Source organism: Cellulophaga sp. 20_2_10 (assembly GCF_023476645.1).
In the GTDB taxonomy this organism is placed as follows: domain Bacteria; phylum Bacteroidota; class Bacteroidia; order Flavobacteriales; family Flavobacteriaceae; genus Cellulophaga.
Genome location: NZ_JAMCOJ010000001.1, coordinates 445,953 through 470,838, shown reverse-complemented (window position 1 = coordinate 470,838; position 24,886 = coordinate 445,953). Strand labels below are relative to the sequence as shown.

At 31.5% G+C, this 24,886-nt stretch carries 19 protein-coding genes; 10 read left to right on the top strand and 9 right to left on the bottom strand.

Annotated elements, in window-relative coordinates; translation table 11 throughout:
* Positions 1 to 45 precede the first annotated feature (45 nt).
* Together aroC and M4I21_RS02125 are read left to right on the top strand one after the other, a co-directional pair.
* Entirely contained in the window at positions 46 to 1,107 is a 1,062-nt protein-coding gene (gene aroC, locus M4I21_RS02130; RefSeq protein WP_249557386.1) for a chorismate synthase, read from the top strand.
* A gap of 125 nt (positions 1,108 to 1,232) precedes the next feature.
* The gene (locus M4I21_RS02125) at positions 1,233 to 2,564 is read left to right on the top strand and encodes a dicarboxylate/amino acid:cation symporter (RefSeq protein WP_249557385.1); all 1,332 of its coding nucleotides are present in this window, start codon (positions 1,233 to 1,235) and stop codon (positions 2,562 to 2,564) included.
* A 181-nt stretch (positions 2,565 to 2,745) separates the two neighbouring features.
* Here M4I21_RS02125 and M4I21_RS02120 read toward each other — a convergent pair whose 3' ends face one another.
* The 5 genes from M4I21_RS02120 to M4I21_RS02100 form a co-directional block, all read right to left on the bottom strand.
* Positions 2,746 to 3,057 carry a hypothetical protein gene (locus M4I21_RS02120; protein ID WP_249557384.1) on the bottom strand — a complete coding sequence of 104 codons (312 nt, stop codon included), beginning with the start codon at positions 3,055 to 3,057 and terminating at the stop codon, positions 2,746 to 2,748.
* A 50-nt stretch (positions 3,058 to 3,107) separates the two neighbouring features.
* Entirely contained in the window at positions 3,108 to 5,129 is a 2,022-nt protein-coding gene (locus tag M4I21_RS02115) for a DUF4139 domain-containing protein (protein ID WP_249557383.1), read from the bottom strand.
* A gap of 109 nt (positions 5,130 to 5,238) precedes the next feature.
* The gene (locus M4I21_RS02110) at positions 5,239 to 6,504 is read right to left on the bottom strand and encodes a mechanosensitive ion channel family protein (RefSeq protein WP_249557382.1); all 1,266 of its coding nucleotides are present in this window, start codon (positions 6,502 to 6,504) and stop codon (positions 5,239 to 5,241) included.
* 43 nt (positions 6,505 to 6,547) lie between these two features.
* On the bottom strand, positions 6,548 to 6,955 hold the full coding sequence (locus tag M4I21_RS02105; protein ID WP_249557381.1) for a thiol-disulfide oxidoreductase DCC family protein: 408 nt from the start codon (positions 6,953 to 6,955) through the stop codon (positions 6,548 to 6,550).
* Positions 6,956 to 6,994: 39 nt separating this feature from the next.
* Entirely contained in the window at positions 6,995 to 8,869 is a 1,875-nt protein-coding gene (locus M4I21_RS02100; protein WP_249557380.1) for a tetratricopeptide repeat protein, read from the bottom strand.
* Between the two features lie 356 nt (positions 8,870 to 9,225).
* On the opposite strand from M4I21_RS02100, the gene M4I21_RS02095 reads away from it, so the two are divergent.
* Entirely contained in the window at positions 9,226 to 11,193 is a 1,968-nt protein-coding gene (locus M4I21_RS02095) for a thiol-activated cytolysin family protein (protein ID WP_249557379.1), read from the top strand.
* 1,143 nt (positions 11,194 to 12,336) lie between these two features.
* Here M4I21_RS02095 and M4I21_RS02090 read toward each other — a convergent pair.
* The gene (locus M4I21_RS02090) at positions 12,337 to 14,508 is read right to left on the bottom strand and encodes an endonuclease MutS2 (RefSeq protein ID WP_249557378.1); all 2,172 of its coding nucleotides are present in this window, start codon (positions 14,506 to 14,508) and stop codon (positions 12,337 to 12,339) included.
* Positions 14,509 to 14,580: 72 nt separating this feature from the next.
* Positions 14,581 to 15,438, bottom strand: a complete 858-nt coding sequence (rlmF, locus tag M4I21_RS02085; protein ID WP_249557377.1) for a 23S rRNA (adenine(1618)-N(6))-methyltransferase RlmF — start codon at positions 15,436 to 15,438, stop codon at positions 14,581 to 14,583.
* A gap of 101 nt (positions 15,439 to 15,539) precedes the next feature.
* On the opposite strand from rlmF, the gene M4I21_RS02080 reads away from it, so the two are divergent.
* The 7 genes from M4I21_RS02080 to M4I21_RS02050 all read left to right on the top strand — a co-directional run bounded on the left by M4I21_RS02080 (position 15,540) and on the right by M4I21_RS02050 (position 22,741).
* Positions 15,540 to 16,877 carry a DEAD/DEAH box helicase gene (locus tag M4I21_RS02080; RefSeq protein WP_249557376.1) on the top strand — a complete coding sequence of 446 codons (1,338 nt, stop codon included), beginning with the start codon at positions 15,540 to 15,542 and terminating at the stop codon, positions 16,875 to 16,877.
* 15 nt (positions 16,878 to 16,892) lie between these two features.
* Positions 16,893 to 18,203, top strand: coding sequence for a DEAD/DEAH box helicase (locus tag M4I21_RS02075; protein ID WP_249557375.1), 1,311 nt, complete (start codon positions 16,893 to 16,895; stop codon positions 18,201 to 18,203).
* Positions 18,204 to 18,206: 3 nt separating this feature from the next.
* Complete coding sequence (locus M4I21_RS02070) at positions 18,207 to 19,757, top strand: SDR family NAD(P)-dependent oxidoreductase (protein ID WP_249557374.1); 1,551 nt, start codon at positions 18,207 to 18,209, stop codon at positions 19,755 to 19,757.
* A gap of 148 nt (positions 19,758 to 19,905) precedes the next feature.
* The gene (locus M4I21_RS02065; protein ID WP_249557373.1) at positions 19,906 to 20,412 is read left to right on the top strand and encodes a peroxiredoxin-like family protein; all 507 of its coding nucleotides are present in this window, start codon (positions 19,906 to 19,908) and stop codon (positions 20,410 to 20,412) included.
* Positions 20,413 to 20,619: 207 nt separating this feature from the next.
* Complete coding sequence (locus M4I21_RS02060) at positions 20,620 to 20,811, top strand: cold-shock protein (protein WP_249557372.1); 192 nt, start codon at positions 20,620 to 20,622, stop codon at positions 20,809 to 20,811.
* 142 nt (positions 20,812 to 20,953) lie between these two features.
* Positions 20,954 to 22,213: an NAD(P)/FAD-dependent oxidoreductase gene (locus M4I21_RS02055; RefSeq protein WP_249557371.1), complete on the top strand. Its 1,260-nt coding sequence runs from the start codon at positions 20,954 to 20,956 to the stop codon at positions 22,211 to 22,213.
* A 78-nt stretch (positions 22,214 to 22,291) separates the two neighbouring features.
* Positions 22,292 to 22,741, top strand: coding sequence for a KTSC domain-containing protein (locus tag M4I21_RS02050; RefSeq protein ID WP_249557370.1), 450 nt, complete (start codon positions 22,292 to 22,294; stop codon positions 22,739 to 22,741).
* A 168-nt stretch (positions 22,742 to 22,909) separates the two neighbouring features.
* On the opposite strand, the gene M4I21_RS02045 is transcribed toward M4I21_RS02050, so the two are convergent.
* Together M4I21_RS02045 and M4I21_RS02040 are read right to left on the bottom strand one after the other, a co-directional pair.
* Entirely contained in the window at positions 22,910 to 23,719 is an 810-nt protein-coding gene (locus tag M4I21_RS02045) for a type 1 glutamine amidotransferase domain-containing protein (RefSeq protein WP_249557369.1), read from the bottom strand.
* A gap of 9 nt (positions 23,720 to 23,728) precedes the next feature.
* On the bottom strand, positions 23,729 to 24,886 hold the full coding sequence (locus tag M4I21_RS02040; protein WP_249557368.1) for an iron-containing alcohol dehydrogenase: 1,158 nt from the start codon (positions 24,884 to 24,886) through the stop codon (positions 23,729 to 23,731).

Here is a 24,886-nt window from a genome sequence, read left to right as displayed (position 1 = left end):
TATAAATTACCTTTGAGAATTATACATACCAATTAAATTAATTAGATGGCAGGAAACACTTTTGGTAACCTTTTTAAGGTAGCAACCTTTGGAGAATCTCACGGAGTAGCAATAGGCGGAGTAATAGATGGTTGTCCATCTGGAATAAAATTAGACCTAGAAGCAATACAAACAGAACTAAACCGAAGAAAACCTGGGCAGTCTAAAATTGTTACGCAGCGCAAAGAACCAGATACCGTAGAATTTTTCTCTGGCCTTTTTGAAGGTAAAACAACAGGAACTCCTATTGGTTTTGCGATACGTAATACCAATCAAAAATCTCACGATTACTCGCATATAAAAGACTCCTACAGACCATCTCACGCAGATTATGTGTACGATAAAAAATACGGATTTAGAGACTATAGAGGTGGTGGTCGTAGTTCTGCAAGAGAAACAGCAAGTAGAGTAGTAGCGGGTGCAATTGCAAAACAATTTTTGCTTAATATAAAAATTAATGCTTTTGTATCTCAAGTAGGAGAATTAAAACTGACAAAAAACTACAAAGAATTAAACTTAGAAGAAACGGAGTTAAATCCAGTTCGTTGTCCAGATCAAGAAATGGCTGCGGAAATGGAAGCTTATATAAAAGACATAAAAAAGCAAGGCGATACTATTGGCGGTGTTATTACGTGTGTTTTACAAAATGTACCAATAGGCTTAGGAGAGCCAGCGTTTGATAAATTACATGCAGAATTAGGTAAAGCTATGCTAAGTATAAATGCTGTAAAAGGATTTGAGTATGGTAGTGGTTTTAGTGGTGTAGCTATGAAAGGTAGCGAGCATAACGACCAATTTAATGTAGACGGTACTACAAAAACCAACTATAGTGGAGGTATACAAGGAGGCATAAGTAATGGTATGGATATTTACTTTAATGTAGCTTTTAAACCAGTTGCAACAATTATACAACCTTATGAGACTATAGATAAGGAAGGTAATATGGTAAAAACGCAAGGAAAAGGGCGTCATGACCCGTGTGTTGTACCAAGAGCTGTGCCTATTGTAGAAGCAATGGCAGCATTGGTTTTGGCAGATTATACCTTAATAAATAATAGTATTAAGTAAGTTTTAAGGTGAATTTACATTGAATTATTGCTAATAATTGATATCAAAAATTATTGATTCAATTTTATTTGGATGATAACAATCCAAAATGGTATATTACTCACAAAAAATTATAAAATTTTAGTATGAAGAAATTGGAGCTGCATTGGCAGATTATGATTGGGATGGTTTTAGGAATCCTCTTTGGTTTTGGAATGGCACAAGTCGTTTGGGGAAAACAATTTATATTAGACTGGATTGGACCATTTGGACAAATATTTGTAAATCTTCTAAAGTTAATTGCAGTACCATTAATATTAGCTTCATTAATTAAAGGAATATCGGACTTAAAAGACATATCTAAATTCAGAAATATAGGCGTACGTACTATTATTATCTATGTTTTTACTACTATAATAGCTATTTCTATTGGTTTAGTTTTAGTTAATGTTATTAAACCAGGAGAAGGTATTTCTGAAGAGACTATTGCAAAATTAGCAAGTACTTATGCCAATGACAGTAGCTTGCAAGGTAAAATAGCAGAGGCAACTAGTCAAAAAGAAAGTGGGCCATTACAGTTTTTAGTAGATATGGTTCCTAGTAATGCTTTGGCAGCTATGAGTAACAACAAGCTAATGTTACAAGTAATATTCTTCACCATATTTATGGGAATATCTATGCTGTTGGTTGGTGAAAAAAGATCTAAACCATTAAAAAAGTTTTTTGACTCCTTAAATGATGTCATCTTAAAAATGGTAGATTTAATTATGCTAGCAGCTCCTTATGCTGTATTTGCATTATTATGTAAGGTTGTAGTAACAGCAGATGATCCAGAAATTTTACAGAAATTACTATCCTATGCGGGAGTTGTTGTTTTAGGTTTATTACTAATGATCGCATTTTACTGTTCATTGGTATATTTTTATACAAAAAAGAACCCTATTTGGTTTTTAAAACAAATGAGTCCGGCTCAATTGCTAGCTTTTTCTACTAGTTCTAGTGCTGCTACTTTACCTGTAACAATGGAGAGAGTAGAGGAGCACATTGGTGTAGATAAAGAGGTATCTAGTTTTGTGTTACCTGTAGGAGCAACAATTAATATGGATGGTACAAGTTTGTACCAAGCTGTTGCAGCTGTATTTATAATGCAAGTGCTTTGGCCAGAAGGTTTAACTTTAGGGAATCAATTATCTATTGTTTTAACTGCTTTATTAGCCTCTATTGGTTCTGCTGCAGTTCCAGGGGCAGGTATGGTAATGTTGGTAATTGTTTTGGAGGCTATAGGTTTTCCGGCAGATTTATATCCAATAGCATTGGCATTAATTTTTGCGGTAGACAGACCGTTAGATATGTGTAGAACAGTTGTAAACGTAACAGGTGATGCTGCAGTATCAATGATAGTTGCTAAGTCCGCTGGAAAATTACACGATAATCCTAAAGCACGGAATTGGGATGACAATTATGATAAAGTAAAGTAGTAAGCTACTTTTAATATATAAAAAACAGCATCGGACTATTAAGTTTGATGCTGTTTTACTTTTACTACTACATTGTTTTTAAAAACAATAGCTAACACGTCTGTATCTATATTAAATATACCAGGTATAAAGCCCAAGGTATACGCAATATGATCTGGGGTATATTCATAAAAACCTTCACCTAATAACAGTATACTTCTGCTTTGGTTTTTCCAATAAGCATTTTGCTCTCGATAATATCAGCAGATAATTCATAACGTTGCTCAGGAATGTTGTCCCATTTTTGTTGATTAAAATTATATTCAGGGTAGTAAGAAACTATAGCTACAAAACTCAGTATGCTAATTAGGTATAATAGCGGCGCAAAAAGGATAGATAGTCCTATTGCAATAATTCTTTTATACTTTAAAGTAATTTTATTGCTTCTTTTTAAAAGCCAATTAAAAATGAAAAATAAGACGATAGCTATAAATAGAATAATTAGTATTACCACAATTGTAAATTAAGTAAGCCCTTAGAATTAGAACCCTAAGGGCTTTAAAGTTATAAAGATATATTTTTGTTTTTAGGGAATTTAACTTGATAAGAGAAACGTTCTTTTTGCGTTTCTTTACTGTTTAAATGTACCTCCCAGGTTAGTAAACCTTTGGTATCATTGTAATTTGCATTGTACGTTTCTATTTCGCTTACTTTAATTTCTTTGTTTTCAGATAACGGAATTCTGTCCATTAGTTTTATAGTAACTGCTGTGTTCTTATTGTTTTTAATTTCAATATCGTAAGCTCTATTTAAAACACGATTGTTACCAAGTAAAGATTTACTTTTAAAATCACGGTCTTGTTTTCTTGTAACAGTTATTCCTGCATCTACACCTAAAGAAACAACCATTTCTTTTGTTGTTTTATAAGGGTCTATAACTGTTTTACCGGCAAAACCTCCTTTAAAGTAGATGTTAGCTTCACCAGGTAGTAAGTTATATTGTTCCCAGTTTTTAAATGAAGCCGTTAAAAATACATTTTCATTTATAATTGGCACTGCTAAATACTGGTACGTAGTTTCTAGTTTAAAAGTATTTATTTCTATAGCAATTAGATCACCATCTGACTTAATAGAATATGGTTTTTTAATTGCAAAAGTTGTATTGGTTACATCGTCTTGTGTTGTACTCTTTTTTGTAGTTATAACTATAGCTCCGCTACTTGCGCGGTTACCATATACAGCAGTTGCGTTAGAGTTGTTTAAAACCTCTAGAGATTGTATGTCGTCACTATCTATATCACCCTCTATAAAATCTGGCACAGGTATACCATCTATAATATACAAAGGTAGTTTTGGTTCAGAAATGCTCGATGTACCTCTGACTCTTACACCTGCTGCTTTTCCTTGTAGTTTGCTACCATAACCAACTACAACAACTTCTTCTAATGCTTCATTATCTTCATCTAGTTTTGTGTTTATTATAGATGCATAAACTGGAGTCTCAGCTGTTTGCATTCCAATATAAGAAAATACTAATTCACGTCCTCTTTGTACTGCTATTGTATAATTGCCATCAAAATCTGTTTGTGTACCAATGTTGGTGCCTTTTATTACTATGCTGCAGCCAGGTAATGGTTGTCCAGAGGCATCGGTAACTACACCTGTTACTTTTTTTACTGAGGGATTGTAATAATACTTGTTTTTTTTAATTGCTTTAGATTGATAATTATATCCGCTAACAAAGTTTAAGTATTTTGTATCTATAACGGGGCTAGTTGTTTGTGTAACTGGGTTCCCTGTTGATAAATTAATTTTTACATTCTTCCATTCGTTCCCCGTATTTTGGTACACATTGGCTTTGTATTTAAGTTGAAGGTTACTGTTTGTGTTTTCAGATTTAATGTCATACGTTGGTACCCAACCAGCATCAGTAACTATATAAGAAAGTATAAGGTCTAGGTTAATAGCGATAGAAGTATCGAACGTAATAACAAGTTCTCCTTGCGCAACTGCTGGCTCGGCAGTAAGTTCTTTAATCTGTAAATTAAAATCGCTTATAGCTGTATTTTTGTTTTCTATTTCTTTAGTAATAGTAAATATTTCGTCTCTAATTTCTGTAATACGTTTTCTGTAATAGGTGCTAATTTGCTTTAATCTTTCTAAATCTAAACTTTCAGCCGTAGAACTTACTTGTCTGTTTTTAGAAATTAATAACTCTTCTTCTTGTAAGCCAGCAATCCTATTTTTTAAAAGCTCAATTTCTTCAGTTAATTTTTTAGTGCTTTCTATCATTTCTGTAACTTCAGGCATAAGCATAAACTTATCTAAATAATTAATGCCATAATCCATAGATAAAATAGAAACCGACTTTAATCCGGAGATTTGAATGCTATTTTCATCAATTTTAGAAGATAAACCAGTAAATTTCAACTCTGTTGTACCTTCTTTTAATATAAAGTTGCTTGTACGTGTAATTTGTGCGCCACTAAGGTATACCGTTACCTCTTTTATAGCAGAAGGAGTTTTTTTATCGTTTGCTGTTATTGCAATCGGAATTAGTAATAATAAGTAAAGTAGCTTTTTCATAGATATTAGTTTTTTATGGTTGCGTAAACCTAAGTATTGGAATACTTTAAAAAAACTAATAGTGTGTAAAGTGGTCTTTAGGGTGAGTAAAGTTGTTCTTTGGGCTAGTTTACAATTTAGGACTGTTTTTAAAGTTAGTACTGCTAGGAAGTTCAAACAGTTCTAAATCAAAATAAGTAATAGCAGCAAGCAAATGATCAAAAATATCTGACATTATATACTCGTAGTTTTCCCATCGTTTATCGCTACTAAAAGCATAAACCTCTAGGGGTATACCTTGTGGAGTGGGCGCTAATTGCCTAACCATAATAATCATATCTTTATTTATTGCAGAATGACTTTTTAAATAAGTATCCGTGTATTTTCTAAAAAGGCCAATGTTGGTAAGGTTTCTTCCGTTAATTAGGATAGATTTATCTATACTGTTATCCTTATTGTAACCAACTATATTTTCTTGTCTACCTACTATATAATCAGTTATTAAGCTAATTTTTTTAAGTTTTTGAATGTCTTTAGGTGTTAAAAACTTAATACTTTCTTGCTTAATAATAAGTGCACGTTTAATTCTACGTCCAGGAGAATTTGTCATTCCTCTCCAGTTTTTAAAAGAATCTGAAATTAATGCGTAGGTTGGTATTGTTGTAATTGTGTTATCAAAATTCTGAACTTTAACTGTTGCAAGGTTAATTTCTATTACATCGCCATCAGCACCATAATTGTCAAAAGAAATCCAATCGCCAATACGTACCATATCATTAATGGATACCTGTATGCTAGCAACAAAACCAAGAATAGTGTCTTTAAAAATTAATAGTATTACGGCAGATGCGGTACCTAAACCGGTTAAAAACTTCCAAAGTTCTATATCTGTAAGTATAGAAATAGCAAGCAAAATTCCTATAGACCATAAAAATATCATAAATACTTGTATGTAACTGTCTATTGGTTTGTCTTTAAGGTTGGGTAGTGTCTTAAAAAAGTCTTTTAAAGTATTAAGTAAGCTCCTAATTACCCATAAGGTTAATACGATACCAAAAACTTCTAACCCTTTTAAAACTATAACTTGTGCTTTATCAAAACCATTAAAAACAAAAGGCACAGCATTGTAAGCAATAATAATAGGTACTATATGTGCAACATTTCTAGGTACTTTATTCTTTACTAAAAAATCGTCAAAATTTGTTCTAGATATACTTGTAAAACGAGCAAATAAAGAAATAACCAATTTTCTTAAAACATAATCAAAAATATAAAGCGCTATAGCTAATAGTACAAGAAGTATTAATGTGTTTAAGTACTTAGCGTAAATATCACTTACACCCAAGTCTACTAAGTAGTCATGTAGTAAATAAGAAATCTGATTTAAACTGTACATAAAGGTATTTTATATTTTAATGTTAGGTAATAATATAATTTTTTTAATCTAAAAATTTAGATTTTAACTCAGGTGTAGGTATCATACAATTATCTTTTTTTCCAAACCATTTATACCTGTTTTTTGCGATATAGCTATACACCCAGTCTCTAAAAGAAACAGGAATCTGTTCTAAAATCCATAAAAGGCTCCAAATACTCCCAAAATTACGCCCTATTTTTAAAGCTGCGGTAGATTTTAAATAATAAGCAACACTAGGTTCTATTAGTATTATAGAATCTGTTTTTTGTTGATCTATATTTCTTTCTGATATAAATTTTTGACCAATTTCTCCCTGTAGCGTTGCAAACCTAAATTGGTCCTTTTTATCGTGTTTAATAATAAACTGTATAGCGTTGTTGCATAGATTACAAACGCCGTCAAAAAGAATTATTTTTTTAGTTGTATTCACCCTGCAAAGATAGAATACAAAGGTAGATTATCCCTGTTTTTATAATGAATTTAAGAAATAGCACAAATCTGTTTGTTTGCCTAGATTAAGTTTCTTTTTTAATCTGTATTTAGATTTTAGAATGCTATCTGGTAAAACATTAAAAATGGCAGCAATTTCTTTGGTAGATAAGTTCATTCTCAAAAAAGCAGCAAGTCTAATTTCTTTCTCTGTAATGTCTGTGTATATGGCTCTTAGTTTATTGTCAAAATTATTATGTACATCTGCAAAATAAGATCTAAATAAGTCCCAGTCTTTATCGTCTGAAGTTTGCTTTTTAAGTAGCATTAAAATGCGTCTAAACTCTACATTAAATTTTTCAGGATTGTTTTTTAGTTTTTTTAAGTTTTCTATTAACTCTTGAGTAAATGTATTTTTCTGAACCAAATGCACGGTTAGACTGGTTAATTCTTTTTGTTTGTGCTCAATTTCTTTTTTGTGAAGCTCGTTTTGCTTTTTCTGGTTACTTTTATTTTTCTTAATTCTTTGTTTAAAAATAAAGAACAACATTATAGATAAAGAAACACCAGAAAACATACCACCAGCATAAAGACTTTTGGTAAGTGTGTCTACCTTAGATTTTTGGTGTAAATTTTTTATTTCTTCTTTATTTAAAGCTAATAGGGTCTGTTTTTTATCGGTTTCGTAAATAGTTTGTAATTCTTCTATTTGTTGATTTTTATTAGAGTTGTATATGCTATCCTTAAATTTTTGATGTTCTTTTAAATCTTTAATAGCCATATTGGTATTATTTAATTCTTCATAAGCCAAAGATCTTAGCTTGTAGAGATCCATTAAATAATCTAATCTTTTAGAAGGAATAGATTTAGAAATAGCAAGGTCTAAATACTCTATAGCTTTGTTAGGTTCATCTAAATCTATATAAAGGCTACCTAGTTCTTTAAGTACATCTATATAATTAAAAGTAAAACCTTCTCTTTTATGAAAAACTAAGCTTTCTTCTAAGTACACTTTAGATTTTTCAAATTCTCTGGTTTCTCTGTAAAGTGCTCCTATATTTGTGTAGAGCATAGCTTCATTAGATTTAAGACTGTATTCTTTTGCTATTTTTAAACTTTTAGAAAAATTTTCTATAGCGCTATTGTAATTTTTAAGCATTACATAAGAAGTGCCAATTTGCAAATACATATTACATTTCCAAATGTTATCGTTTTCTTCAGTGTATACTTTTAGTGCTTGTTTGTAATAATCTATAGATTCTTCATAATTTTGTACATTATACTGTATTTCGCCTATTCTTGCAATCATATCTGCTTTAAATACAGGATCTGCATCTATAGAATCTAATTTTTTTAAAGCTTGCATATATAGTTTTTGAGATATTCTAAACTGTCCATTACTTAAGTAAACGCTAGCTATGTTGCCAATACAGGAACTTAGTAATTCTATTTCATTATTTTTTTTATAAATTTCTTTAGCTTCATTAAAAAAGAGTAAAGCTTCTTCTTTATTGCTATTTAATCTTTCTATATCCGCTAATTCAGACAAAGCTTTAGCATAAAAAATATCCTCATTTAACTCTTTAGCTAGCGATATAGCTATTCTTTGGTAATAAACGGCAGAATCTAACTTATGTATTACTCTATAAGTAGCGCCAGATTGATATGCGGCATTTAGCATTTTTTTATTGTTACTAATTGACTTAGAAATTTGATAAGCTTTTAACGAATATTTTAATGAAAATTTAGGGTTTTCATACAACAATGTTGAGTACAAATTTTCTAAGACTTCTATTTTTTCTAAAGGATAGGTTTTTGTTTTTAAACTTTTTTCTAAGCTATCTATGGTCTTTTTTGTTTGACTGTAACATAGCGTAGTAAAAAATGTAGCAACGACAATTATTAGAGTTTTCATAAGTAGAATTAAAAAATTTGAGTTAATGAATAATTAAAATAATTGGAGAGTTTATTCTTATTCTTGGGTTCTAAGGTAAAGATTAAATGCTTTAAATTATGTATATCGTAATAATGTCTATTCGGGTAAAGTCCATTGTTTGTCTATAAAATAATGTGTTTTTTTATAATGATATTACTCCGTAAAACTCTGTTTTTGTTGATGTTACAAGATTATTGTGTTGTGTTTTGTTTATTGGTTATTTAATGTGTTTAGAGTAATCATTATTCTTGTTTGTCCATACTTTGTCTATAAGATTTTTTAGGTTAAGCTGGTATTAGCATCTAGTTTTGGTAACACAAATCTTAAAATAATTAATGATGAAAGTAATGTATTTAAATAAGTTAAGAACAAACCTATTGGTGTTTTTAATACTGCTAGCAACGATAATTTCTTGTAATAAAGAGGAAGAAACAAAAACTATTGAAAAAGAAGAAATAGCTGCAGAAACCTTTACTAGTGTTTTGGCTGTTGGTAAAGAATTAGAAAAACCAATAGAAGAAGAAACGGAGGTCAAAAGTACTGATAAAGAAGAAAGTATAACAACAACAGATGATAATGGTCAACCTGTAATTGAAAGTTGGAAATGTACAACTACTACATACGATTTAAAAAAAGGAACTGGTGGAGAAGAGGGATTTCCATTATTTAGTCCTAACGCTAAAATAATTTACCCTGGAAGCCTACTACAGGGTAAAACTCTTAAAAATACAACCCCAGATGTTATATCTGTAGATCGTGCTGGTGGTACTATATCTTATGACTTAGTTAATGGAAATGCCTCTAGTAATGTTACTGTAGATGTTGTCTCTAAAAGTAGTATATATGCAGCAATGAATGAAATTATAGCCACGTCTCCTAATGTAGCACCTGCTAATTTTTCTTTTGAGTACGAGCAAATTCAAAGTAGAGAGGCACTTGCTATTAGTATGGGGTTAGATATTAAAACAGCTTTTGCAAAAGTTGGTGCTAGTTTTGATTTTAAAAACGGTAATAGTAGTAATAGAATTTTAGTTAAGTTAAAACAAACTTTTTACACTATGTCTATGGATTTACCAACTAGTTTGGACGATCTGTTTGCAGACTCTGTAACTCCACAAGAGTTAGCTAAATACGTACAAGAAGATAACCCTGCAACTTATATTAGTGACGTTACTTATGGTCGTGTGTATTATATGTTAATAGAATCTAGCTCATCTTATCAGGAACTTAATGTTGCGGTAAATGCCAGTTTTGGTGCATTTGGCGCTAAAGTAAAAGCAGATTTAGAAGTAGATTATTTAAAAGAGTTAAGTAATCTAAATATTAAAGTAATTGCTTTTGGTGGTGATACAGAATCTACGATCTCTACAATTGGAGAAACAAATTTAAGAACATTGGTTGATTTATTATCTAAAAGTGCAGTAATTGGTTCTGGTTTGCCTATTAGCTATGTAGTGCGTAGTGTAAATACAAGCCAAATAGTTGGTGTACAACTTGCAACAGAGTTTAGTGAAACAGATTGTACTCCTCTTTTTAGTAGTGGTGAACCAATACAAACAAAGCATTGGCGAGGCAATATCCTAAATAAAATGGGGGGTGTAGGAGCAGCATTTGAGCGTAATTCCGGTGAGTTTTTTTTGATAAATAAAACAGGTGATAAATATATGCGCAGTTACAATGGAGAGTTAGATGGACCATTTGATGTAACCGAGCTGTTTGAAGGTGAATTTCCTTTTTTTACAGGTGATAAAAACAGTAATAATTATGATGGGATTGGTGCAATAGTAAATATTAGAAATAATAGTAAAGAAGATAGTATAGATAATGAAAGGCAATTTTTAGCAATTTCAAAAAGTGGTCTGCAATTTAAATACGCTAGCGGAAACTCTTGGGAAGACTTTACAAGTGTAGCAGATCTTTCAGTAGAAAAATTAAATACTCTAGGGAGTAATCCTTTTGGTGTTAGTGGTATTGGAGCAGTGCTAAATGTTTTTTATGAGGTAGAAGATAAAGAGACTGGTTATTATAAAAGTTCTTTACATTTTTTTAATAAAGTCGGTACTAAACAGACTTTATTTTGGTCAGGAAGTAGATATGGAAAAGGTGGAGAGATTAGTGATTCATACGATTTAACATCAACTTTAAGTCAGTATAAAAATTTACCTTTTACGGCTATTGGAGCAGCATTAAGATTTGATGTTGGAGGAAGTAAAAAATATATAATATTTGATATAACAGGAACAAGATATACTATATCTGATATTACATCTACGACCGGCTATTCTCCTGCTTATAGACTATAATTAAAAGAAACAATTAGAAAAGTAATGCTCTGCTACTGTTTCTTTCTTTGAAATTTAGTAACCTACTTATGCTTATTTAAATTAAGATATTATGAAAAAGGTAAAATGACTGTTAGTGGTGTTTACATTAGTTATCTCTTGTCCTAATCAAGAGGATAGCATTGTGTTGCAATCCAAAGACGAATTAAACTTTACAATGTAAAAACTTAATTCGGATAATAATTATACATCAAAACCAAGTAAAGTAGTAGTTGCTCAAAAAAATTCTAGTTAGTCACAAAACCTTAATAATAAAATAAATTTTGTAAGAGAAGCTTATTATAATGCTACTCTAGAAAACGGGAACAAATTATATTTGGCTTACATTTTAGTAGAGCTAATGTAGGGCGTAATTTATTACATATAGTAGACATTAAAAAAGGACATTACTAGAGTTATAAATCTTTAGATAAAGAAATTAATAACTTTTATAAAGGCTGCTATATTAGAATATTAATGCATTTTTTGTTAAAATCAAGATAAGAGTGCAAAAGTAATTAGTGTAATTACAACACAAGTTTTAGGTGAAAATAAAAAAGTATTAAACTTAAAATTTGTTGGTAAAGCTACAGGTTTTTACGATCCTAATGGTACGGAACAGGAATTTTACTTACCAACGGTAGTTTTAAAGGAATAATAGAATAATTTATTAAAATGTGGGAACAGTTGACCTCTAATGTAGTTTTTTAGTTTCTACTGCAATATGTCAACTGTTATTTTTTCCTTAAAGCATGGACAATAACTAAGCATTTCAATTTTTTATTAAAAATAATTTACTGCAATTCAGTAAGTTGAATAAAAGTTAAAGTTTTTAACAACTTTTTTCAATCCTTCTGCGTATATATTTGGGCGTAAGTTTTAACGCTGTAAAATTAAAGTGAAATACTTACTTTTTTTTAGCTAATTTTTAGGTGTCCATATTTTGTCTATGGTTGTTATTTTGTCTTAATAAGATAAAAATATAGTTTAGCTTTTAAATAGTAATTATCAAAATAAAATACATTTAGTCAAAATATTTTTTATTGACTAAGTTTTAAGAGTTGGGGAACAGTCGGCCTCTCAAGTTGTTTTTTTTTAAAACTTTATATACTTGATGCTGGCTGTTTATTTTTTAGCCTGTACCAACTCTAATTTTTCTACATCTACGTTAGTTGTAAATAAACCATAATTTACAATGGCTTTTTTCTTTTCTAAGGTATCTATACTACCAACAGCTTTACCACCTATTAAACGTACTCTGTCGCCAATTTTAAAGGTGTACTTAGGCTTAAGATTTTCTTTTACAATACCCTTTTTCTTTTCTTCTTTTTTCTTTTCACGTATAACTTCAACCTTTTTAGCAACCTCTTCTTCTACTTGCTTCTTTTTAACCTTTTGTGCTTTAACCTCTTTAACCGTTTTCTTTTTTCTTTTGCTATTTTCAGTTTCTACAAGTCGTAGTAACTCAGATATTACTATCTTTTTTTTATTATCCTGAAAATACTTCTCCGCAGCATCATTAACCTTATTACCTAAGTAAATCATACGTTGGTTATGATCGTACAATTCTTGGTAGTTTTCTAGTTTAGATTTTACTTTACTATTTAGCTCCTCTAGGCGTCTAGACTCTTCTCTAGCTTTTGTTTCTTCTTCCTGTAGTCTAGAACCTGTCTTTTCCATTTTACTGCGCTCTTTTTGCATTTTAGCAATGGTGGCATCAAAACGAACTTTACCATGTTCAATCTTTTTCTTAGCCTTATTGATTAAGCTATAAGGAATTCCGTTTTTTTGAGCAACTTCAAATGTAAAAGAACTACCTGCTTGCCCTAACATTAATTTAAAAGTAGGCTCTAAGCTTTTTGCATCAAACAACATATTGGCGTTTGTAGCGTGTGGTAATTCGTTTGCAAGCATTTTTAAATTGGCGTAATGTGTAGTAATTACACCATAAGCTCCACGCTCATAAAAAACTTCTAAAAAGGCTTCGGCTAAAGCACCACCAAGTTCTGGATCGCTACCTGTACCAAATTCATCAATTAAAAAGAGTGTTCTGTCGTTACACTTTTTTAAAAAGCTGTTCATATTTTTAAGTCGATAACTATAAGTGCTTAAATGGTTTTCTATAGATTGATTATCGCCTATATCTGTCAATATTTTTTCAAACAAACAAACAGTACTGCGCTCATGAACCGGAATTAACATTCCGCTTTGTAACATGACCTGAAGTAGACCAATAGTTTTTAGAGTAATACTTTTACCACCAGCATTAGGACCAGAAATAACTATAATTCTGTTATCTTTTTTTAGCTCTATTGTTTGTGGCCACGTTTTTTCATTTTTTCTTGTATTGGTTAAATACAAAAGTGGGTGGTAAGCATCTCGCAAGTACATTTCTCTTTCCTCGCTAATTTTAGGCAAAAGAGACTTGGTGTCTTGGGCGTATTTAGCTTTGGCAGCAGTAATATCTATTTGTGCTAAATACTCTTGGTAAGTTGCTAAAATATAATCAAAAGGTCTAATAGCAGCCGTTAATTCTTTTAAAATACGATTTACTTCTTCCTTTTCATCAAACTCTAAATTGTTTAATTCTCTACTATGGCGTAATGTTGCTTCAGGCTCTATATAAACAATACTACCAGTTTTAGAAGCACCCATAACAGCGCCTTTTACCTTTTTACGGTACATGGCTTTTACTGCTAAAACGCGTCTGTTTTCAACAACAGACTCTCTTATTTCATCTAAATAATCGGCAGAGTTGTAAGAGTTTAAAGCAGATAAAAAGCTACCATTAATTTTGCCTTTTACGGAATTAATTTCTCTACGGATATCATATAACTTATTAGAAGCCTTATCTTTTACTTCTCCAAATTTATCTACAACAGCATCTATTGCATTTGGAATTTCTGGAAGTACATTTAATGTTTCTGCACTTGCAAAAAGTAGCGGGTAATATTCTTTAAATTTTTTAAAGAATTTTGTGTGTACAACAATAGTGCTACAAATAGTACCTATTTTTTTAAACCCACCAATTTCTAAGGTGGCATTTTCTATTTTTAATAAGTACAGTTCTTTGGTAATACTATCAAAACCGTGATTAGGGATGCGATTTTCGTTGACGTAAGATGCTACGTACTCACTTGTTTTACCTAAATGTTCTAGAATCTCTTCTTTACTACTAAAGGGTACTATTTCTAAAGCTAATTCCTTACCTAGTTCGGTGCTACAGCGCATGTTAATGTGCTCTAATACGGTATTAAATTCTAGGTCTTGAAGTGTTTTAGTGTTAATTTTAAGCATTCTATAATTTTAAGCCTTGCAAAGGTAAAGATAAGTGATGAAACTAGAAATTTGAGACTCTCTTTAAAACCATTAAAATCTCCATACTAATATTCTACTTTTTTTATTACCCTGTTCCATTGGTATTGTAAAATGGGTAGCTTTTAATTTTGTTAACTGTTTTTCTAGTTTAGGTAAGTTTTCACTTTTAGAAACTAGGCTAGTAAAAAATGTAACTTCATTTTTAAACAGTACGCTTTCTTTTATTAACCTCTTTAAAAATAGCGCTTCACCGCCATTGCACCAAAGTTCATTTGCCATACCCCCAAAATTAAGTTCCAGCTCATTCTTTCTTTTGCCAAGATTTTTAAGCTTGCGCAATGTACCTTTTGTAGCTTCTTCTTCTGATGCGTGAAAAGGCGGATTACACATTGTAAAATGAAACTTTTCATTCGGTTTAATTATTCCAGAGAAAATGTGGGCATTATTTTTCTGATGTCTAATATCAATTTTATCAACTAAATTAGAGTTAGTAACTACATTGTGCTTGGCAGATGCTACAGCAGTTTCGTTAATATCTGAACCCACCATTTGCCAATTGTAGATTTGACTGCCTAAAATTGGGTAAATACAATTTGCACCAACGCCAATATCTAAACCCTTAATAGGTTGTTGTATGTTTTCTTTGGCAAGTACATCTGCTATATAATGTATGTAATCTACGCGCCCTGGAATAGGAGCAGAGAGGTAGTTTTCTGGAATACTCCAAGAGCTAATGTTATAATGCAACTTTAATAAAGCCTTATTAAGTGCTATAACTGCTGGTTGATTCGCAAAATCTATAGTCTTATTTCCGTATTTATTCGTAAAAACAAACGCTTCTAAATCAGGATATTTTTCTATTAATTCTTTAAATTGATACGGCGTATTATGTAAGTTTTTTGGATGCACTATAACTATTTTTTACAAATGTAAGATGATATCTAAATAGATAGGCTACTTTTTTCTGTATTCTAGTAAAAAGAGTACCTATCTTTGTGCAAAATTATATTATGTCAAAAAAGTTTTCTAAACTGGGTGTAAATGCACCTCTTCAAAAAAGTTTAGCCGAATTAGAGATTACTACTCCCACTGAAATACAAATTAAATCTATACCTGTTTTATTAGAGTCTAACAAAGATTTTGTTGGTCTTGCAAAAACAGGAACTGGTAAAACAGCCGCTTTTGGTTTGCCACTTATACAATTAATTGATACAGAAAATAACAATATACAAGCTGTAATTGTTGTTCCTACAAGAGAATTAGGACAACAAATTTATAGCAATTTAAGTGCTTTTGGTAAATATGTGCCAGAAGTTTCTATTGCATCTGTTTGCGGTGGTACACCTATAAAACCACAAATAGAACGTTTAACACAAAATACGCATATCGTAATTGCTACTCCTGGTAGATTAATAGATTTATTAAAACGAAGTGCTATCAATATAAAAAATGCTAAATATCTTGTTTTAGATGAGGCAGATGAAATGGTTACCTCTTTAAAAGAAGGTTTAGATACTATTGTGGCTGCTTTACCAAAAGAAAAGAGAACAATTTTATTTACAGCAACAATGCCTGGTGCCATTAAACAAATGGTACAGAATTACTTATCTAAACACGTCACTCAGGTAAGTGTAAATATGGAGACCGTTGGTAATACAACTATAGATCACCAATACGTAGTAGTAGAGCCAATAGAGAAATTAGATGTTTTAATGCATTTTTTAAACTCTAGAGAAGGTGAAAGAGGTATTATTTTTTGTAAAACAAAAGCAGCAGTAAACAAGCTTGCTAAAAACTTAGCCATTCATAAATTTTCTTCAGGTGCTTTGCACGGTAGTTTAACACAACCTATTCGTGACCGTATTATGGGGCAGTTTAGAGAGGGACATATAAAAATACTAGTGGCTACAGATTTAGCTGCACGTGGCTTAGATGTAAAAGAGATATCTTATGTTGTAAATTATCACTTGCCAGATGTTTATGAGACCTATGTTCACAGAAGTGGTCGTACGGCTAGGGCAGGTGCAAACGGATTTTCATTAACCGTTTTACAAAAGGAAGAAGAAAAGGAAATTGTAGATTTTGAAAAAGAATTAGGACTTAAGTTTACTAAATTTAAAAAAGCAGATGCAGCTAGTATAGAAGAAAATAATAGTTTGCTTTGGGCTAAAAAGATTTTTAAAACAAAACCTAATCATACTATACCTACAGAGTTTAGAGATAAAATACACACTGTATTTCATCATTTAACAAAAGAAGAATTAGTAGATAAGATACTGGCAAACCATTTAGGACAAACTAAAAATATAGGTTCTGTTTCAGCAGAAGACAAAAACTTTACGTTGTAATAGAACAAGAATAGTATGGCAAATATAATTAAGAATAGGGCAGATATTTTAGAGAAGTTAAATATTCATCAATTAAACCCAATGCAGGAAGAGGCGCTTTCTGTAATACAAAATACCACTAATACGGTACTTTTATCACCTACAGGAACAGGAAAAACCTTAGCGTTTTTATTGCCTTTAATAGATAAGTTAGATCCAGAGCTAGAAGAAATACAAGCTTTGATTTTAGTGCCTTCTAGAGAGTTAGCTATACAAATAGAACAGGTTATACGTTCTATGGGGTCTGGTTACAAAGTAAATGCTGTATACGGAGGTAGAGCAATGTCTAAAGATAAGATAGAGCTTAAACATATACCGGCAATACTAATTGGTACACCTGGTAGAATTGCAGATCATTTTGATAACGAACGTTTTTCTACAAACTTTATTAAAACTTTAGTTTTAGATGAGTTTGATAAGTCTTTGGAAACAGGCTTTGAAGAAGAAATGAAATATATAATTAATCTATTGCCTGCTTTAAATAAACGTATTTTAACATCTGCAACGCAAGGTGTTACAATACCTAAATTTGTGCGTTTAGATAAGGCTGTTACTATAGATTATTTAAAAGAAAATACAAATAAATTAGCAATTAAAACAGTGGTTTCTCCTAACAGAGATAAGCTAAGAACACTATTAAATTTACTTAATCACGAGGGCAATAGTCCAGGTATTATCTTTTGTAATTTAAGAGAAAGTATAAAAGGAGTTAGTAAATTTTTAGATAAAAATAATATTACGCACGGCTGTTTTCATGGCGATATGGAACAGAAAGATAGAGAACGTTCTTTATTAAAATTTAGAAACGGAACCTATGACGTAATTATTGCCACAGATTTGGCTGCCCGTGGTATAGATATTCCAGAAATGAAATATATTATACATTACGAGTTGCCCTATAAAAATGAAGAGTTTATACACAGAAACGGAAGAACTGCACGTGTAAACTCTAAAGGAACAGCGTATATTTTAAAATGGGAAGAAGAGAATCTACCAGATTTTATAAAAAATGTACCAGTAGCAAAAATTAGCAAAACGGGTACTAGAAAACCACCCTATTGGACAACTTTATTTATTTCTGGAGGAAGAAAAGATAAAATATCTAAAGGCGATATTGCAGGTTTGTTTTTTAAGCAAGGAAAGATTAGTAAAGATCAATTAGGAGTTATAGAGCTAAAACAAGATTGTACGTTTGTGTCTGTACCTGCAGATATAGCACCTAAACTTGTAGAAGAATTAAGCAATACAAGGTTAAAGAAGAAGAAAGTTAGAATTAGTATTATTTAATGTATGAAAGAGGAGAATACTAATGCAGACAATGCATTATCACAAGAAGAAATAGATAAGTGTATCGCTGTTTTAGAGCACTTAATTACCAATACAGATGAAATTTTTGAAATTTCTAAAGATAAAAGAACAACTTTAATTAAAGCTGCTGGTCAACTTTCTAGACCAAGTAGGGAAGAGTTTTCTCGTAGAAAAAAAGACGCTAAAAAAGCACAAAAACGTAAACAAGACTCTAGAGACCGTAATGCTCGTAAAGAAACGGGAATACGTAGTGCTCGTGAAGCAGTTGTTTTTGTTGCTCCTAAATTATTACCAGAGGCAGATTTATCTAATCAAAAAGAGCTGGAGTTAGAGTCGGCAAGAAACTGCTACGTTTGTAAAGATCTGTTTACCAAATTGCACCATTTTTATGATCAAATGTGTACTAGTTGTGGTGATTTTAACTATGCTAAACGTTTTCAAACAACAGAATTAAAAGGTCAGGTTGCTGTAATAACAGGTTCTAGATTAAAAATTGGGTACCATATTACGTTAATGTTATTACGTGCAGGAGCTACTGTAGTTGCAACAACAAGATTTCCGGTAGATTCTGCTTTACGTTTTTCTAAAGAAGAAGATTTTACACAATGGGGACATCGTTTAAAAATTCACGGTTTAGATTTAAGGCACATACCTAGTGTAGAGATCTTTTGTAATTTTATAGAACAGAAGTATGAGAATTTAGATATCCTTATCAATAATGCAGCGCAAACAGTACGTAGACCAGCAGGTTTTTATACGCATTTAATGGCTAATGAAGAAACACCAATTTCAGACTTACCAAAGTATGCAGCAGATTTACTGCAAGACCACGTTGGCTGTATGCATGAGCTAAAAACTTTAACTTCTGGTGCATCTTCAAATAAAAATATGCCAGTTACTTGGCACGGACCAGAACCAGGAATAGGAATTAGAGCATCTGCTAAGTTGTCTCAAATACCATATAGTTTTGACAATTCATTACAAACATCAGAGGTTTTCCCAGAAGGTGAGTTAGATGCAGATTTACAACAAGTAGATTTACGTAAAACAAATAGCTGGCGTTTAAAACTTGGAGAAATAGAAACTACAGAAATGATAGAAGTGCAATTGGTAAACTCTGTTGCACCGTTTGTTCTTTGTAACCGACTTTCTGAAGTAATGAAGAAAGAGAATACAGGTAAAAAGCATATTATAAATGTTTCTGCTATGGAAGGTAAATTTCATAGATTCTTTAAAGAAGACAGGCATCCGCATACCAATATGGCAAAAGCGGCTTTAAATATGCTTACACATACTGCTGCAGGTAGTTTAGCTAAAGATGGAATTTACATTAATGCTGTAGATACGGGTTGGGTTACAGATGAAGATCCAGCAGAATTATCTAAAAGAAAAGCAGAATTACATGATTTTCAACCTCCTTTAGATATTGTAGATGGTGCAGCACGTGTAATGGATCCGTTAATAGATGGTATTAATACTGGAAAACATTGGAGTGGTAAATTTTTAAAAGATTACAGACCAATAGACTGGTAAAAAATTATATCAAAAATTCTTTAATAGATGTGTTAAACTTGTGTTACTACTTGTAAAACACACCTTATTGGTTGTGGTTTTCTTTATTTTTAAAGTATCATTTAAATCTTAAATTGTTACTACAGTTTAATTAAAACTACACATTATTATGATAAAACCTAGAGAAAAAGCACCAGAATTAAATATAGAATTGGTGAATGATACTACGTGGAAGTTAAGTGAACAATCACCAGAAAACTTTACTTTAATTCTTTTTTATAGAGGTAAACACTGTCCTGTTTGTCAAAAACAATTAGAGCAGTTACAAAAAATACTTCCTAAATTTACAGAACGTGGCGTTAATGTAATAGCTATTAGTTCTGATACAGAAGAAGTAGCAAAAGCAACACATAAAGAATGGGCTATTGATGATATTCCTCTTGGTTATGGTTTTTCTATTGAAGAAGCAAGAAAATGGGGATTGTTTATTTCTAGTGGAATAAAACAAGAACCAGAATTTTTTACAGAACCAGGCTTATTTTTAATAACGACAGATAGCACAGTGTATTGGGAATCTATACAGTCTATGCCTTTTGGACGACCAGAATTTAGAGATGTATTGGGAGGAATTGATTATATTTTAAAAGCAGATTATCCTGCAAGGGGAGAAGCTTAGATTATTTTTAATCTGTAATGATGTAAAAACCTGGATTTAAGTGGGTAATATTAAAGAGATTTAAGTCCAATAAATTAACAAAATATTACTTAGATACAGTCGCAATATTAACTTTAAGTTAACTGATACTAAAGTGGTTAAAAAAATTTGGTAGTTTTATTCTTATGTATTAATTTTGTTTAAATTAATTATTATAAATACAATACAATGAGTAAAGGAACAGTAAAATTCTTCAACGATGAAAAAGGATTTGGTTTTATCACAGAAGAAGGTTCAGGTAATGATATCTTTGTACACATCTCTGGTTTAGTAGACGAAATTCGTGAAGGCGATGAAGTTGAATATGAGATTACAGAAGGTAAAAAAGGTTTAAACGCAGCAAACGTAAGAGTTTTATAACATATACTAGTAAAAGCTTTAAACTAAGAGTCTATTCGAAAGAATAGACTCTTTTTTTTGTCAAATATTTAACGTAAATCAAAGCTTTTATCAACCTATAAAAACGTCCTTATTTTGTACCTTTATGCTACAATTTAAACTTATGGGAAATAGAAAAAAAGTAGTGATTATAGGTGCTGGTTTTGGCGGTATTACTATAGCAAAAGCTTTTAAAGACAAAAATGTAGATGTACGTCTAATAGACCAAAATAACTATCATAATTTTCAGCCTCTAATGTATCAAATTGCTACGGGAGGTCTTGAGCCAGATAGTATTGCTTACCCAGTTAGGCGCATTTTTAGAGGATATAAAAATGTTACTTTTAGGATGGCAAACGTTATGTCTGTTAATTCAGAAGCTAAAGAACTAGAAACCTCTATAGGTACAATTAATTATGACTATTTAGTTATTGCAACAGGGAGTCAAAATAATTTCTTTAATTTTGAGCCTATAAAGGATGAGTTGCTAACCTTAAAGTCTATTCCGGATGCTTTAAACTTAAGAAGTTATATTTTTCAGAATTTAGAAAAAGCATTGGCTAAAAAAGATAAAGAACCTTTAGATGAAATTTTAAATATTGCTATTGTTGGTGGCGGACCAGCTGGTTTAGAACTCGCAGGTGCTTTGGCAGAAATGAAAAAACACGTGCTACCAAAAGATTTCCCAGATTTAGATATCTCTAAAATGAGTATAAACCTTTATGAGGCTTCTCCTAATTTATTAAATGCAATGTCTAAACAGGCATCTGCTAAGAGTTTATTGTACTTAACTAACTTAGGTGTTAATGTACATTTAAACTCCAGAGTAAGTTCTTATAAAGACAATAAGCTAGAAATAGACGATAAAAGTTTTTATACAGATACTGTAATTTGGACAGCTGGTGTAAAAGCAGCTCCAATAGATGGATTACCAAAAGATGCAATAATAGGAGGTAACCGCATAGCAGTTGATGCGTATAACCAAGTTGTGCAAACTAAGGATGTTTTTGCTATAGGTGATGTAGCAGCTCATATTTCTGAAGATGAACCTCGTGGACTACCAATGTTAGCACCTGTTGCACAGCAACAAGGAACGCACTTAGCTAAAAACATAATTAACCTTTGTGAGAATAAGCCTTTACAGCCATTTGTATATAAGAATAAAGGTGTAATGGCAACAATTGGACGAAAAAAAGCAGTCGTAGATTTACCTAAATGGAAGTTTCAAGGAACGTTTGCCTGGTTGGTTTGGATGTTTATACACATTATGTCTTTAGTCGGATTTAAGAATAAATTGTCTGCTTTTATGGGGTGGATGACTAATTACTTTACCTATGACAGACCCTTAGGATTAATTATTAGACCTTTTAATAAAAGAAAATAACACGCTATTATTGTTATATAGGTTGATAATCAATTAAAAAGATGTAATTTCGCGGCTGGTTTTAAAAAAAGTACCTGAATGAAACGAATAAATCAATACAAGAAAATGTTCTCTGTGGAGAATAACATAGAACTTAAGTCATTGAAAACTAGTTACAGAAACTTAGTAAAAGAATGGCATCCAGATAAGTTTCAAGAAGGAGACGCTAAGCGTGAAGAAGCAGAAATAAAGAGTAGAGAAATTATAGATGGTTACCATTTTCTTGTAAGTATAGCTCCAGAAACTAAAGTTGCTAGTGCAGAAGAATACAAAGCATTAACAAATACTTCTGGTATTTTAGATTTTCAACACAATGGTCAGCTTTTAGAAGTTACCTTTTTGGATGGTACTACCTATGAGTATTTTGGAGTTCCTAAAAAAATATATGTAAAAATGATAAACTCAGATAAGATTTATCGTTTTGCAAAACGTAACATATTTGATTCTTACATGTACCGTAAGTCTAAAAAAACAACACAAGAAGCATAGTAGCTTAATTATTTAAGTTGTGTTTTGTAAAAAGCTTTATAATAAATAGTTACTATTTATTATAAAGCTTTTTTTATGTTTTAAAAGTATAGCTCTACCTTTAATCTATAAAAAAAAGAGCGTGTAAACTAATTGTCTACACGCCCTTTTTAAGAAAAAATGGAATCTTTATTTATTTAATTCTGCAACTAATTTTTCAGCAACTAACTCAGACGATGCCGGGTTTTGACCTGTAATTAAGTTACCATCTTGAATTGCGTAAGCAGCCCAATCTTCTTTTTTGGAATAAATACCTCCGTTTTCTTTTAGCATATCTTCAACTAAAAACGGAACAACATCTGTAAGTTGTACAGCAGCTTCTTCAGTATTTGTAAATCCAGTTACTTTTTTACCTTTTACCAATGGGTTACCATCTGTACCTTTAACACCTTTAAGTGCAGCCGGAGCGTGACATACAAATGCTACTGGTTTTTTCTGTGCGTTAAATTTTTCAATTAATGCAATAGATTTTTCATCATTAGCTAAATCCCATAATGGCCCGTGACCACCTGGATAAAATACAGCATCAAAATCATCAGCATTCATATCTGCTAAAACCTTTGTATTTGCAATTTTAGCTTTTGCATCTGCATCGTTGTTAAAACGTTCTGTATCTTCAGTAGCAGCATCTGGAGAATCACTACTAGGATCTATTGGTGCAGCACCACCTTTTGGTGTTGCTAAAGTAATTTCAGCTCCTTTATCTAATAGTGTATAATATGGGTTTGCAAATTCTTCTACCCAGAAACCAGTTTTTTTACCAGTATCGCCTAATTTATCGTGAGATGTTAATACAAATAATACTTTCATTTTTTTATCTTTTTTAAGTTCTGTTTTTTCTTCTGAAATTTTTTCAGAAGACTGTTTCTCTTTTTTGTTATTGCAAGCTGTAACTGTTACTATTACTAGTGCTATAACTATTGTTTTAATAAAATTCATTAAACTTATTTAGTATGCCATTTTTACTATCTTTTCTGCATCTTCAGGCATTAAAGACTGGTGTTCTCCTAATTTCCAACCACGTTGAGTAAAACGTTTTGCAATTTCTTCTGCAGTTCCTTCGTAATCTTTAGTATAGTCAGATAATTTGGTGTCTATACCTAATTGATGAAAGAAAGCTTCAGTTTTTTCTATTGCCGCATATGCCTTGTCTTCTTGGCTACCTTCGGTAACATTCCAAATACGTTCTGCATATTGTGCTAGTTTTTCTTTTTTAGCTTCAAAATTATACTTGTAATGACTAGGAGTAACTACAGCCAATGTTCTTGCGTGGTCTATTCCAAAAAGAGCAGTTAACTCGTGTCCCATCATATGTATAGCCCAATCTCCAGGAACCCCTTGTTGTATTAACCCATTTAAAGCCATTGTACAGCTCCACATAAAGTTAGATGCAGCTTCGTAGTTTGTAGGATCTTTAATAACAGTAGGAGCAACCTCTACTAATGTTTGCAAAATACTTTCTGCAAAACGGTCTTGGAGTAAACCGCCGGCAGGGTAGGTCATATACTGCTCTAAAACGTGCGTAAAAGCATCTGTAATACCATTTGCTAATTGACGCTTAGGAATAGATGTAATTACCTGTGGATCTAGTATAGAAAAAGTAGGAAACAATGCTGGACCTCCCATAGAAAGTTTTTCTTTTGTTTCTTTTCTAGATACAACTAAACCAGAATTCATTTCAGACCCTGTTGCAGGTAAAGTTAATACTGTTCCAAAAGGCAATCCCTTGCTAGGACGTTCTTTATTTTTTAGCATATCCCAAGGTTCTGCACCATCATATAAAGCAGCAGCAGATAAGAATTTAGTTCCGTCTATCACAGAACCACCACCAACAGCTAACAAATAGGTGATTTTTTTGTCCTTAATTACTTTTAAAGCATCCATTAAAATAGAATACTCAGGATTTGCCGGAATACCACCAAACTCTGTAATGTCTACTTTTGCTAAAGCAGTTTTTACTTGGTCGTAAATTCCGTTTTTCTTAATACTACCACCACCATAAAGTAATAAAACTTTAGCATCGGCAGGTATTTCTGCAGTTAATTTTTCTATAGTATTTTTCCCAAATATGATTTTAGTTGGGTTTTTATATTCAAAATTGTTCAT

Coding starts and splice junctions, on each gene's coding strand:
- aroC (WP_249557386.1), top strand. CDS start 46: ATGGCAGGAAACACTTTTGGTAACCTTTTTAAGGTAGCAACCTTTGGA.
- M4I21_RS02125 (WP_249557385.1), top strand. CDS start 1,233: ATGAAGAAATTGGAGCTGCATTGGCAGATTATGATTGGGATGGTTTTA.
- M4I21_RS02115 (WP_249557383.1), bottom strand. CDS start 5,129: ATGAAAAAGCTACTTTACTTATTATTACTAATTCCGATTGCAATAACA.
- M4I21_RS02110 (WP_249557382.1), bottom strand. CDS start 6,504: ATGTACAGTTTAAATCAGATTTCTTATTTACTACATGACTACTTAGTA.
- M4I21_RS02100 (WP_249557380.1), bottom strand. CDS start 8,869: ATGAAAACTCTAATAATTGTCGTTGCTACATTTTTTACTACGCTATGT.
- M4I21_RS02095 (WP_249557379.1), top strand. CDS start 9,226: ATGATGAAAGTAATGTATTTAAATAAGTTAAGAACAAACCTATTGGTG.
- M4I21_RS02090 (WP_249557378.1), bottom strand. CDS start 14,508: ATGCTTAAAATTAACACTAAAACACTTCAAGACCTAGAATTTAATACC.
- M4I21_RS02080 (WP_249557376.1), top strand. CDS start 15,540: ATGTCAAAAAAGTTTTCTAAACTGGGTGTAAATGCACCTCTTCAAAAA.
- M4I21_RS02075 (WP_249557375.1), top strand. CDS start 16,893: ATGGCAAATATAATTAAGAATAGGGCAGATATTTTAGAGAAGTTAAAT.
- M4I21_RS02070 (WP_249557374.1), top strand. CDS start 18,207: ATGAAAGAGGAGAATACTAATGCAGACAATGCATTATCACAAGAAGAA.
- M4I21_RS02065 (WP_249557373.1), top strand. CDS start 19,906: ATGATAAAACCTAGAGAAAAAGCACCAGAATTAAATATAGAATTGGTG.
- M4I21_RS02060 (WP_249557372.1), top strand. CDS start 20,620: ATGAGTAAAGGAACAGTAAAATTCTTCAACGATGAAAAAGGATTTGGT.
- M4I21_RS02055 (WP_249557371.1), top strand. CDS start 20,954: ATGGGAAATAGAAAAAAAGTAGTGATTATAGGTGCTGGTTTTGGCGGT.
- M4I21_RS02050 (WP_249557370.1), top strand. CDS start 22,292: ATGAAACGAATAAATCAATACAAGAAAATGTTCTCTGTGGAGAATAAC.
- M4I21_RS02045 (WP_249557369.1), bottom strand. CDS start 23,719: ATGAATTTTATTAAAACAATAGTTATAGCACTAGTAATAGTAACAGTT.
- M4I21_RS02040 (WP_249557368.1), bottom strand. CDS start 24,886: ATGAACAATTTTGAATATAAAAACCCAACTAAAATCATATTTGGGAAA.